Here is a 12,217-nt window from a genome sequence, read left to right on the forward strand (position 1 = left end):
GTGATCATAAGTATACCTGTATTAAACCGTTTCCTATATCTCTGTATTTTATGCCTTCAATAGGCCTTGCCTTGTTTTCAATCAGTTCCCAGATCTCTTTTGCTGATTTGTCAGGAAACTGTTCCATATACAAAGCGGCAAGTCCGGAAACATGCGGTGCTGCCATACTTGTACCACTCATGCTGTAATATAAATTATTTTTGTTCTTTGCATTTTTAGGATAAGCACTGATAATATCTACTCCGGGAGCACACACATTGATATTTCCTCCTGTAGATGGATTGATTCCTGCGTTTGAGAATCTTGCAATTTTCATTTGAGCATCAATGGCTCCAACCGCCATAATAGATTTTGAATTGGCCGGCATAGAAACCGGCTGCGGAATCTGGGGTCTGTTGCTGTCATTACCTGCAGCTGCTATAATAAGACAGTTATGCTCCAGCGCTCTTTCTCCAATGGTTTCAAAAAGAACGGAAGGCTGATCATCAAGTTTCACCGGAGATGCCAGCGAAAGCGACAATATTCTGAATTTTTTCGTGATTGCCCAGTCTATGGCATCAATGACGCTGCTGGTAGTTCCTCTTCCGTTATCTGCGAGCACTTTCGCTATTTTCAGATTGCAGTCTTTGGCAATTCCATAACGTCGGCCTGTATCACTTCTGGTATTTCCTGTAGCCACTCCGGCACAGTGAGTCCCATGTCCGTTGGGATCTCTGTTCCAGTCCTGACCGTCTATGAAAGATTTTCCTTCAATTTCTTTAGCAGAAAAATCTGGATGGGAAGTTTCAAGCCCGGTATCCAGAATGCATACATCAATTCCTTTTCCTGTATAATTGGTATTTTCCAGGCCGATAGCTTTTAATCCCCATTCCATTTCAACAAATGATTTTTGTGGTAAAGGTTTGGTGGTGATGTATTGTTCAAGTTCTGAGATTTTTTCAGCGAGTCCGGCTGATTGTTTTTTAAGTTCATTAATGAGTTGTAATTCGTCTGCAGGAAAAAATTCTCTTTCTTTTTCATAATAAATAATAGAATTTGATTCATTTTTCACAGCACTTTTCAACTGGTCTTCATCCATATTTTCTACCACAAGAACTCCCAGATTTTTGTAAAGCACCCCGTTGTCCTGATCAATGATTTCATAAGAACGGTTTTCTTTGGACAGCAATTCTGAAGAAATAATATTCACTTCCAGTTCTTTCTCTATTTTTTTGAGCGAATTTTTCTGCTGATCCTGCAGCAGAACAATGTATCTTCCGGTTTCCATAATGATCTTTTTTTAAATTAATTTCAGAAATACTTTTTCCAGAATAAGGAAAATATCTTCCGGAATGACGGACAGTCTTAGTTTTTTGTTAATTCCGGATATGGCTGGATTCTGCTCAACAAGTGAATTCCAGAAGGTTTCAATTTTGGGAACAGAATTCATTTCTTTCAGCTTTTCATCATTCAAAATTCCGTTCTGGTATAATGAGACAATAACCCCGGAAATAAGTTCTTCCGCATCATCAAGCTTTTTGTTTTCCTTCGTGTATATTTCCATTAAAATATCATAAATACTTTCTATCCCGTTGAATGAAAATCCTCCGAGAAGTTCTCGTCTTCCAGAGACTATTTTTTCCATTTTTATTGGATTAAAGCCTCTTTTCACGGTCACAATCGTATTCATAATTTTCAACACTTCAGATTCATGGCTGGTGCTTCCTTTTGTACGGAAATATTCCAGAACTTCGTTGAGAAATACATCAAACCGGGTATCAAAGTCAAATGATTTTGACAGGTATAAAGCCTGAACTTCATTGAATTGTTCCAGAAGTTCTTTGATTTTCTGTACTGTAAAATGAATAAGTTCATGCATTACTCAAAAGTTATCTGTTCTATCTCGTTACCGTCTTTATCTTTGTAAGACACGATTCTGATTCCTTCTTCCTCCATTTCCACATGAAGGTTGATGAATAATTTGTCTTTATCTTCCGCTGCACTGGTGTTGGGATCTATGTAAATATTGTTCAGTTTGGCATTCACCAGCGTATATTTATTCAGTAAGACCTTTGAAAAAATCTCTTTCAGCTCATCGGTTTCTTCTTCCGTTGTCCTGTCCTGAGGTCTGAAGATTCCGGAATTAAGAAGCTGAATTTTGTTTCTGAGATCCAGCTTAAGAACTTCATTGGCAGGAAGCTTTCCGAATTTCTGATCATTTTTCTCCAGTTTACTGAACAAGGTTTTGAACTCTTCGGTCTGAATCTGCTTTTGGCTGATTTCAGGAATATTCAGCTTTTTCTCTTTATTCACCAAGCGGATTCTCTCATTTATCTCTGTAACAAATTGGTCCTGATTCAGTTTAAAATTATATTTGGGAGCAGAATCTATGTCTGTAATTTTAATCGGAATATCCATTTTTACACTGGGCAGGGCATATCTCGGAACCTTAAAATATTTAAGGTATTCATGACGGGCGTATTCTTTGGCAATAAGAACTGCATTTTCGTCTGCTTTTTTACGAGCCTGAATTATCTCGTTGTTGAGATAATCCAGGTAATCTGATAGTTTTATCATCTTTCGTAAAATGTTTTTATTGTGAAAGAAGTCCAAGAACTTTTTCTAGTCCGGCAGGCATTTCATCGTTGGTTGCACGTACTTTTACCCCAAGAGAATATTCTTTTTCCACTTTAATTCCCGTACTGGAAGATCTTTTATAAGACACATCCACTTTGAATTTTACCGGTCCCCAACCTCCCGATACTCCTGCATTGATTCCAAACTCATCACTCACATCTTTCGTATAAGTAGAATTCAGTTTTACATTAAAATCTACCTCACAAGATTCGATTCTGAAACTTGGAACATTCAGCAATCCTACGAAAGGCATTGAGATTTCGACATCGCTAGGAATTGTTTTAGGATTACTGTTGCTTACCGGCTGGTCCGGGTCAAAATCTGGATTCGGAATATTTTTTTTGTATTTGAATTCTGCCATTCTCAGTTTTTTCGCACTATTCGGGTCGTTGGGATCCGTAAGCTCAAAACCTACTTCATTGATGAAATTAACGGTGGCAATAGAGGCATTAGACTGTGCTTTTACACAGGCATCCAAAGGTCCTCCAATGATAGTGGCAAAATCAATACTTCCCAATTCTGCAGCAAAATCTGCACTGGCAGCGTCTGAAGTTTTGAAAATCTCTTCATCAGCAGCCATTTTACCTGCAATAAGCTTCATGATCTCTGAAGAAACTCCTGAAAAGGATTTTTCCCATTTTGCATCATAATTCTTTTTGAAGTCTTCTACAATGTTTAAAAGTTCTTTATTGGTCAATGTACTTAATTCTGAAATCTCGATTCCTGATACTTTTTCATACACTGCCGGAGTAAGTACTTTTTCTACTCCTGACAAGAGGTCAATTAACTCATTTTTTGTTTTTTTTGCGTGGCTTGCTTCAAGCACTGATTTTAATGTTTCCATGTTGTTTTGTTTTTAAATTAATATGGTGAGACAAAATTATATTGCAAACCACCCAAACATTGAAGGGAAACAACTCTACTTACCCCGGAAAAACACCCTAAAAATAAAAAGCCTGAACTTACGATGGTAAGCTCAGGCTTTTATGATATTTATTTTATAAAACGCAAAGATGATATGATTTCTTCTTATGCTTAAGTAAGCTAAGAAAGCAACAAGTTGCTGATGAAGCTGTATGAATATGCGTTCGCTTAGAAAGAATCAATGAGGTTGATTTCATCTTTTCTTCCTTGAAAATTCAACAGGAGATATTAATTCTTTGCGTTAAATCTAACATTTCTATGCAGGTTTTTTGCTATTGTTTTCCAGATTAACATCAGGAACAACAGAATTCGGATCCAGTTTCACCACATCAATTTCCTTGTTAGAATCTACTTTGAATGTCCATTCTGTATTTCTTTTCCAAACTTCAACAGGGATATTCACCGTTTGTGCCGTTCCATCTTTGAATTTCAACTGAATTGTTGTAGGCATTGGCAATTGGCCAATATTTTCAACAGTAATCTGAACTCCATTTTTAAAGTTTCCGTTGACATATTGTACGTTTTTAACGGCCTGATCAATTTTCCATTTGTTAAAGAACCATCCTCTCCAGAACCAGTTCAGTTCTTCTCCGGAAACATTTTCCATCGTATGGAAGAAATCCCATGGTGTAGGATGTTTAAAAGCCCAACGGTCTATATAGGTTCTGAATGCTTTGTCAAATTTTTCAGGTCCCAGGATTGTTTCTCTTAAAACATCCAATCCTGTTCCTGGTTTATAGTAAGCCAAAGCTCCGATACTTCTTTCTTTCATATTGTCCGGTCCTACCATTACAGGCTCCAGGCTGTCGGTCAACAGATACGTTCCTGATCTTGCCAGATTCGGTTTACGATAATATTCTCCTTTATTGAAAGCTTCAGTTGAAAGCCCGTTGATGAATGTATTGAACCCTTCATCCATCCATGCGAAAAGTCTTTCATTAGATCCTACGATCATTGGGAACCAGTTGTGCCCAAACTCGTGGTCAGTAACACCCCAAAGGTCTTCTCCTTTGGAATCCATATGACAAAATACAATTCCCGGATATTCCATTCCGCCTTCATTTCCTGCTACATTGGTGGCTGCCGGATAGGTATATTCATACCATTTTTTTGAATAATGCTCTATAGCCGCTTTGGTGTATTCTGTAGATCTCCCCCATGCTTTTTCACCCGAGCTTTCTGCCGGATAAGCTGAAATAGCCAAGGATTTCTTTCCACTAGGAAGATTAATTTTTGCAGCATCTAAAATAAATCCAGCCGATGATGCCCACGCAAAATCTCTGGCTTGTGTAATTTTAAATTTCCATGTTTTTGTACCGGAAGCTTTATTTTTACCGATTTCAGATTCAGGACGAATCATTACTGTTTTATCGCTGTTTCTTGCCTGATTCCATCGGTTGATTTCTTCTTTGCTGTATACTTCTTTTTCATTCAGAAGTTCTCCGGATGCCACTACATATTGATTGGCCGGAACGGTAATATTGGCTGTAATATTTCCATATTCCAGATAAAACTCCGAAGCACCAAGGTACGGAAGCGTATTCCAACCCAAAATATCATCATAAACGCACATTCTAGGATACCATTGTGCCATGGTAAATATCTTACCATTTTTAGTATCCTGAATTCCCATTCTGTCTGAGCCATAATCAGGAGAAACAAAAGAATATTCAATTTCTATTTTAGCAACACCTCCATTCGCTTTTAATTCTTTTGGAAGATCAATCTGCATTCTTGTATCGGTAATGGTGTATTTTACTTCATTTTTTCCGTCAAGTCTGACTGATTTAATTTTATATCCGCCATTAAATTCCTCACCATGAGCTCCATTTCGGCTTCCCGAAAGCGGAACGACTCCATTTCCTCTGGAATCTTTTGCAAAAAGATTCTGATCCAGCTGCAGCCAAAGAAAACCTAATTTATCCGGACTGTTGTTGGTATAAGTAATTTCTGCTGTACCTGTAATCTCTTTTTTATCTTCATTCAGACTGACATTCAAATGATAATCTGCCGAATTCTGCCAATAAGCATGCCCCGGCTGTCCGCTTGCAGAACGGGTTGCTGTACCTGTCTGCGGATAGAAAAACGGCTTAAATGCTTCTACATAATCATATTTTGGGGTTTCCTGTGCGTATACAGAGCCTGATAACAGGATCACTGCAACGGTGGAAACAAGGGTTGGAAGTTTAAAATTCATTTGAAAAATATTATTTACTGTATAGGTAAAAAAAACTCCCGGATTTGTTACACATCCGGGAGCTTTTTTAATATAAGTTTAATTTAATTTGATTTTTTTGCTTTAATCATTGCCTCTAAAGCATCCCACATTTCTTGAGGAATGGCTTCCAGCATGTTAAATTCTCCAGCTCCCTGAAGCCATTCTCCACCATCAATGGTTACCACTTCCCCATTCATATACGCGGAATAATCGGAAACCAGATAAGCGGCAAGATTGGCAAGCTCCTGATGTTCTCCTACTCTTCTCAACGGAACTTTTTTCTTCATATCAAATTTCTCCTGAAGATCTCCCGGCAGAAGTCTGTCCCAAGCTCCTTTTGTAGGGAAAGGTCCCGGAGCAATAGCATTGAAACGGATTCCGTATTTAGCCCATTCTACAGCCAATGATCTTGTCATCGCCAGAACTCCTGCTTTTGCACAGGCTGATGGTACTACGTAGGCAGAACCTGTCCATGCGTAGGTTGTTACAATATTCAGTACAGTTCCCGGAGTTTTAGAATCTATCCAGTGCTTTCCTACCGAAAGGGTACAGTTTTTTGTTCCTTTTAAAACAATATCCAGAATAGAATCAAATGCGGAATGAGTCAGCTTTTCTGTTGGAGAAATAAAGTTTCCTGCAGCATTATTCAATAAGATATCAATCTTTCCAAATTCTTTCAGTGTCGCTTCTTTCATGGCTTCCACTTCATCCCAGTTTCTTACATCACAAGCAACACAAAGTACTTTCCCTCCTGTTTCATCTTCCAGTTCCTTAGCTGTTGTCTGTAGTTTCTCCAGATTTCTGGAAGTAATCACTACTTTGGCGCCCAATTCAAGAAAGTATTTCGTCATCGCTTTTCCAAGACCGCTTCCGCCTCCTGTTACAATTGCTACTTTATCTTTTAGTGCACCTTCGCGAAGCATAGGTTGTGTATATAGACTCATAAATTATTTTTTCTTAAAAATAATAAATATTAAAATGCAATCCTTTAAAATAGATTGATAAATAATGCTACAAATAATTGTTCTTTACATAGAAGCTGTCTCAACTTTTATATTCATGATTTTTTAACCACAAAAGACACAAAAGTTTTAAACGCTTAAATTTTTTTAGAGCCAAACTTTATGTAAATAAGTACATCAAAGATTTTCATCTTATTTGAATTTGAACTTTTCTCCAGCATTATTTTAAACTTACTTAAGTGGACAAAATGAAGGCTCTTGTGACTTTTGTGGTTTTATAAAGTTTAAGCATCTTAATAATTAAAAATAGATCAAACATTCAAAAAAGAAAACAGCCTGATAATTACTGATCAGGCTGTTTTTATCTTTTAAAAAAGTACTATATTAAGAAGCTACTACTCCTTTGAACGAAAGTGTTTTAGGAGTTTTGCTGTCACTTGTAGTAACGTTTACAGTCTTCATAAACGGACCAGCTGCTGCTGCGTTATAGCTAGCTTCTACAAATCCTTTTTTTCCCGGCTGGATAGGCGTTTTTGTATAATCCGCTGTTGTACATCCACATGAAGGAGCTACATTCTGGATAATGATTGGTTTTGAACTTGTATTCGTGAATTCAAATCTGATCAATTTTGGTTTTCCTTGAGGAATATTTCCTACATCAATAGATTCTGATTTCCATTTAATAGCATCAGCTACCATTTTCACAATAGATGGAGCGTCTGCAGTAAGTACATTAGCATAAAAAGGAGAGAATGCTAACACTGCCAAAAGAGCTGTAATTTTTAGTTTTTTCATGAGTATAAATTTTAATATTATTATATTTCGATATAGCAAATGTAAAGCAGACAGTGATTACAACTTGTTAACCGCTGTCAAACATTTGTTAACGAGTTGTTAATAATAAAAGATAAATAGATATTTTTGGATAATATTGTTTCTGAAAATGAAAATAAAAAGGCTCAATATTATCATAACGCTGGGATTCATTGCTATTATCGGAATTTTAATAGCACAGCTGATGTGGACCCGCCAGGCTTATAATCTTGAAGATAAAAAATTCAACCAAAAGGTCAATATTGCCTTAATGGAGGTTGCGGAAAAGCTCTCCGGAGGAAAAACATCTTATACTGAAAATCCTGTACAGAATATTGCCAATGACTATTACGTGGTGAATATCAACAATGAATTTCATCCTGTAGTTCTTGAATATTACCTAAAGACAGAATTCACTCGCTTTCAGATTAATACAGATTATGTGTATGCACTATACAACTGCCACAGTGATAAAATGGTCTACGGAAAATATATGACCTCACATCAGGAAAGTCCCAGTAATAAAGTGATTAATTTTCCGAAGCACAAAAATCTGATCTATTACTTTTCCATTCGTTTTCCCGATAAAACAACTTATCTGATCAGTTCATTAAGATTCTGGTATCTTCTGACATTTGCCCTTATCATCATCCTCTTGGTGTATGTATATTCCATTTATACCATCATTCAGCAGAAGAAGTTTTCAGAGTTGCAGCGTGATTTTATTAATAATATGACGCATGAGTTTAAAACTCCTTTATCCTCAATACTTTTGGCTTCAGAAGCGCTTAATAAGCAGGAAATGGTACAGGAAAACTCTAAATTGCAGACGTATACTTCCATTATCATCAATCAAAGTCATAAACTTAACAGTCATATCGAGAAAATATTGAATATTGCTAAGAACGATGCTGCCGGATTGTCATTAAAGCCTCAAAAAATTCTGTTACTTCCTTTTATTCAAGAAATTGCAGATAACATACAGCAAAAGAACAAAGACCTCAGCATCGAAATTAATATTGAAAACAGCACATCCGTGATGGCTGATGAATTTCACTTTACCAATATCATTTACAATCTTTTGGATAATTCTATCAAGTATTGTGAAACGCAGCCTGTGATTAAAATTTCTGCTCATAAAGATTCAAAAGGCTTATATTTAAAGTTTAAAGACAACGGAATGGGAATTCCCGCTAAAAATATTCCTCATATTTTTGAAAAATTTTACCGGGTACATACCAAAAGAAGTGAAGAGGTAAATGGTTTCGGGCTGGGATTATTTTATGTAAAAAAAGTCGTGCAGCAGCACCATTGGAAAATTTCTGTAGAGAATAATGAAGACAAAGGAATTACCACAACACTCTTCTTTCCGTTTTCAAATTAATCAAGTGTAAGTATGGAGAAATCTAAAATTTTATATGCCGAAGATGACAAAACAATAGCTTTTCTGGTGGAAGACAGTCTGGAAAGTTATTATGATATCAGCTGTTATTCTGATGGTGAATCTGCATTGGAGGCATTTAACAGTCAGGATTTCGATATTTGTCTGCTGGATATCATGATGCCCGGCATGAATGGATTTGAAGTAGCACAACGAATCCGCAGTAAAAATTCTGAAATTCCGATTATTTTCATCTCTGCAAAGGCTTTAAAAGAAGACAGGATTAAAGGTCTTAAAATAGGAGCTGATGATTATCTGGTAAAGCCTTTCAGCATTGAAGAACTGATGTTGAAAATTGAAGTTTTTCTGAAACGTACCAAGAAAACAGATACTTCTCCTCTAAAATATAAAGTCGGCAAATATGATTTTGATCCTAAAAACTACACTCTGCAGGGTATAGAAAACAGTATCACCCTTACCCAACGGGAATCTGATCTTCTTTTATATTTTATCCGTCACAAGAATCTCGTGGTCAAACGACAGGAAATCCTGAAGGCGATTTGGGGTGATGATGATTATTTTATGGGGCGAAGTCTTGATGTATTTATTTCCCGATTGCGAAAAGTATTGGCCGAAGAACAGAATGTTTTAATAGAAAATCTACACGGAATAGGTTTCCGCTTTTCTGAAAAAGAATAAATAGTTTTCAAACTGATCCAAAACACAACAGCAAATGATGATTTTAATTAATTTTAAACTTTGAAAATTTCCTATTAATGAAAAATCACAGATCTACTGTTTTTCTATTTCTTTTATGTGTAACTGCACAATTTAAGGCTCAAAAATTTGAAAAATTAATACAATATGTCAACCCTCTGATCGGAACTGAAAAGATGGGACATACTTACCCCGGAGCTACAGTTCCTTTTGGTGCGGTACAGCTAAGCCCTGAAACAGACTCCATTTCTTATGAACTTAATGGAAAATACAATGGTGAGGTTTATAAATACTGCGCCGGCTACCGTTATGAAGATAAAACGATTGTGGGGTTCAGCTCTACCCATTTCAGCGGAACAGGCCATTCTGATCTCGGAGATTTTCTGGTGATGCCTACCGTAGGAAAGCTTCAACTGAACCCGGGAACAGCTTCCAATCCGGAAAGTGGTTACAGAAGTAGATTTTCACACCAAAACGAAACGGCAGAAGCCGGATATTATAAAGTAAAACTGGATGATCACAATATTCTTGCAGAGCTTACTGCAACGCCAAGAGTAGGAATTCACCGTTATACTTTTCCAAAGTCTGACCAGGCTCACATTATTCTGGATTTGATGGCTGGCATTTACAATTATGACGGAAAAAACATCTGGACATACGTTCGTGTAGAAAACGGAAATACCATTACAGGCTATCGTCAGACCAATGGCTGGGCAAGAACGAGAACGGTTTATTTTGCGATGAAGTTTTCAAAACCTTTCAAATCTTACGGTCAGAAAAACTATGATGAGAAGCAGGTTTACAAAGGGTTTTGGAGAAAATTTGACCAAAATCAGAATTTTCCGGAAATCGCAGGTAAGAATCTGAAAATGTTTTTTGATTTTGATACTAATGAAAACGAAACCATTGAAGTAAAATTGGCCATTTCTCCGGTAAGCCAGACCAACGCCTTAGAAAATCTGGAAAAAGAAACTGGAAATATAACTTTTGATCAGGCAAAAGCACGAGCTCAGGATAACTGGAATAAGGAGTTAAATAAAATTGTCATTAAAGGTTCTGATACGGAAAAGACGAATTTTTATACGGCAATGTATCATACTTTTATCAATCCTACCACTTATATGGATGTCAATGGAGAATATAAAGGCTTGGATCAGAATATTCACAAAGCGGATGGTTTTACCAATTACACAACCTTCTCTCTGTGGGATACGTACCGTACACTGCATCCTTTCTTTAATATCATCCAGCCGAAACGAAATGGTGACATGGTAAAATCCATGATGGCTCATTATAATCAGTTTTCGATGAAAATGCTGCCTATCTGGTCACATTATGCGAATGACAACTGGTGTATGAGCGGCTACCACAGTGTAAGTGTAGTGGCTGATGCTATTATTAAAGGGAATTACAAAGGTGATCCTGAAGAAGCTTTAAAAGCATGTATAGAAACAGCCAACAAAAGAAATTATGAAGGTATCGGACAGTATATTGATCTTGGTTATATTCCGGCTGAGAAAAACGGAACTTCAGTTTCCAATACACTGGAGTATGCCTATGATGACTGGGCTATTGCTCAACTGGCAAAACATCTGAACAAAACAGAAATCTACAATCAGTTTATCAAGCGATCTGAAAATTGGAAAAATAATTTTGACAAAACCATCGGGTTTATGCGTCCACGTCTGGCAGATGGAAGCTTTAAAAAAGATTTTGATGTACTAAGTACCCATGGACAAGGTTTTATTGAAGGAAATTCATGGAACTACAGTTTCTTTGTTCCACAAAATCCTGATGAATTGATCAACTTGATGGGCGGAAAGAAGAAATTTGCTTCAAAACTTGATGAACTGTTCACGATGCATTTACCAGATGAATTCTTTGCAGACACCGAAGATATTACCCGTGAAGGTATTATTGGTGGATATGTTCACGGAAATGAACCCGCTCACCATGTTGCCTATTTTTATAACTGGGCAGGACAGCCATGGAAAGCACAGGCACAAATCCGCCGTATTCTGGAAATGCAATATAAAGCCACACCGGACGGACTGGGAGGAAATGATGATGCCGGGCAAATGAGTGCATGGTATATTTTAAGTTCATTAGGCTTTTATCCTGTTGCTCCCGGATCTGAAGATTATTCTATCGGAAGTCCTTCGATTGATAGCGCTGTATTGAATCTGGAGAATGGAAAAACTTTTGAAATTGAAGCCATCAACCAAAGTCCTAAAAATGTATATGTTCAGAAAGTTCTCTTGAATGGAAAAGAGATTAAAAATTTTACATTGAAACATTCTGAGATTATGAATGGTGGGAAGCTTACTTTTTATATGGGAAGTAAAGCGAAAAAGTAAAACAGTGAAGGGGGTTGAAATAATAAGTTTTGGCTAAAGCCAATGGAAGTTTTCAAAATAAAAGAGCGGGCTAAAGCCTAGTCATGGTCGGAAGAAATTTCCGACCATTTTTTATGTTTTAAGTTTTGAAGACTTTTGCAGGATCACCCCCCGCAAATATTATTAGAATTGCGGTAATCATATCCCGAAGTTCCATAGCGATGCGTCTTTTAGCTGTTTTATATCCTAA

At 36.9% G+C, this 12,217-nt stretch carries 10 protein-coding genes; 3 read left to right on the forward strand and 7 right to left on the reverse strand.

Annotation, left to right across the window (positions count from 1 at the left end; genetic code table 11):
• Nucleotides 1-4 precede the first annotated feature (4 nt).
• The 7 genes from CQ046_RS16830 to CQ046_RS16860 all read right to left on the reverse strand — a co-directional run bounded on the left by CQ046_RS16830 (nucleotide 5) and on the right by CQ046_RS16860 (nucleotide 7,515).
• Nucleotides 5-1,267, reverse strand: a complete 1,263-nt coding sequence (locus CQ046_RS16830; RefSeq protein WP_105703392.1) for a S8 family peptidase — start codon at nucleotides 1,265-1,267, stop codon at nucleotides 5-7.
• Nucleotides 1,268-1,279: 12 nt separating this feature from the next.
• The gene (locus CQ046_RS16835) at nucleotides 1,280-1,858 is read right to left on the reverse strand and encodes a hypothetical protein (protein WP_105703393.1); all 579 of its coding nucleotides are present in this window, start codon (nucleotides 1,856-1,858) and stop codon (nucleotides 1,280-1,282) included.
• Nucleotides 1,858-2,556, reverse strand: coding sequence for a hypothetical protein (locus CQ046_RS16840; RefSeq protein ID WP_105703394.1), 699 nt, complete (start codon nucleotides 2,554-2,556; stop codon nucleotides 1,858-1,860). Before CQ046_RS16840 ends, CQ046_RS16835 begins: the two co-directional genes overlap by 1 nt.
• Before the next feature lie 16 nt (nucleotides 2,557-2,572).
• The gene (locus CQ046_RS16845; protein WP_105703395.1) at nucleotides 2,573-3,460 is read right to left on the reverse strand and encodes a DUF2589 domain-containing protein; all 888 of its coding nucleotides are present in this window, start codon (nucleotides 3,458-3,460) and stop codon (nucleotides 2,573-2,575) included.
• A gap of 336 nt (nucleotides 3,461-3,796) precedes the next feature.
• Entirely contained in the window at nucleotides 3,797-5,737 is a 1,941-nt protein-coding gene (locus CQ046_RS16850; RefSeq protein WP_105703396.1) for a M1 family metallopeptidase, read from the reverse strand.
• Between the two features lie 83 nt (nucleotides 5,738-5,820).
• Nucleotides 5,821-6,702 (reverse strand): SDR family oxidoreductase, encoded by an 882-nt coding sequence (locus tag CQ046_RS16855; protein ID WP_105703397.1) that lies wholly within the window; start codon nucleotides 6,700-6,702, stop codon nucleotides 5,821-5,823.
• A 402-nt stretch (nucleotides 6,703-7,104) separates the two neighbouring features.
• Nucleotides 7,105-7,515 carry a DUF1573 domain-containing protein gene (locus CQ046_RS16860; RefSeq protein WP_034695742.1) on the reverse strand — a complete coding sequence of 137 codons (411 nt, stop codon included), beginning with the start codon at nucleotides 7,513-7,515 and terminating at the stop codon, nucleotides 7,105-7,107.
• A gap of 148 nt (nucleotides 7,516-7,663) precedes the next feature.
• On the opposite strand from CQ046_RS16860, the gene CQ046_RS16865 reads away from it, so the two are divergent.
• From CQ046_RS16865 to CQ046_RS16875, 3 genes are all read left to right on the forward strand, one after another.
• Entirely contained in the window at nucleotides 7,664-8,917 is a 1,254-nt protein-coding gene (locus CQ046_RS16865; RefSeq protein ID WP_105703398.1) for a sensor histidine kinase, read from the forward strand.
• A 12-nt stretch (nucleotides 8,918-8,929) separates the two neighbouring features.
• Complete coding sequence (locus CQ046_RS16870) at nucleotides 8,930-9,613, forward strand: response regulator transcription factor (protein ID WP_105703399.1); 684 nt, start codon at nucleotides 8,930-8,932, stop codon at nucleotides 9,611-9,613.
• Between the two features lie 77 nt (nucleotides 9,614-9,690).
• The gene (locus CQ046_RS16875; protein ID WP_105703400.1) at nucleotides 9,691-11,988 is read left to right on the forward strand and encodes a GH92 family glycosyl hydrolase; all 2,298 of its coding nucleotides are present in this window, start codon (nucleotides 9,691-9,693) and stop codon (nucleotides 11,986-11,988) included.
• Nucleotides 11,989-12,217 lie beyond the last annotated feature (229 nt).

Source organism: Chryseobacterium sp. MYb7 (assembly GCF_002979455.1).
Lineage (GTDB): Bacteria > Bacteroidota > Bacteroidia > Flavobacteriales > Weeksellaceae > Chryseobacterium.

Bases quoted from the DNA above. Each gene is read 5' to 3' on its own strand.
- CQ046_RS16830 (WP_105703392.1), bottom strand. From the start codon at position 1,267: ATGGAAACCGGAAGATACATTGTTCTGCTGCAGGATCAGCAGAAAAAT.
- CQ046_RS16835 (WP_105703393.1), bottom strand. From the start codon at position 1,858: ATGCATGAACTTATTCATTTTACAGTACAGAAAATCAAAGAACTTCTG.
- CQ046_RS16840 (WP_105703394.1), bottom strand. From the start codon at position 2,556: ATGATAAAACTATCAGATTACCTGGATTATCTCAACAACGAGATAATT.
- CQ046_RS16845 (WP_105703395.1), bottom strand. From the start codon at position 3,460: ATGGAAACATTAAAATCAGTGCTTGAAGCAAGCCACGCAAAAAAAACA.
- CQ046_RS16850 (WP_105703396.1), bottom strand. From the start codon at position 5,737: ATGAATTTTAAACTTCCAACCCTTGTTTCCACCGTTGCAGTGATCCTG.
- CQ046_RS16855 (WP_105703397.1), bottom strand. From the start codon at position 6,702: ATGAGTCTATATACACAACCTATGCTTCGCGAAGGTGCACTAAAAGAT.
- CQ046_RS16860 (WP_034695742.1), bottom strand. From the start codon at position 7,515: ATGAAAAAACTAAAAATTACAGCTCTTTTGGCAGTGTTAGCATTCTCT.
- CQ046_RS16865 (WP_105703398.1), top strand. From the start codon at position 7,664: ATGAAAATAAAAAGGCTCAATATTATCATAACGCTGGGATTCATTGCT.
- CQ046_RS16870 (WP_105703399.1), top strand. From the start codon at position 8,930: ATGGAGAAATCTAAAATTTTATATGCCGAAGATGACAAAACAATAGCT.
- CQ046_RS16875 (WP_105703400.1), top strand. From the start codon at position 9,691: ATGAAAAATCACAGATCTACTGTTTTTCTATTTCTTTTATGTGTAACT.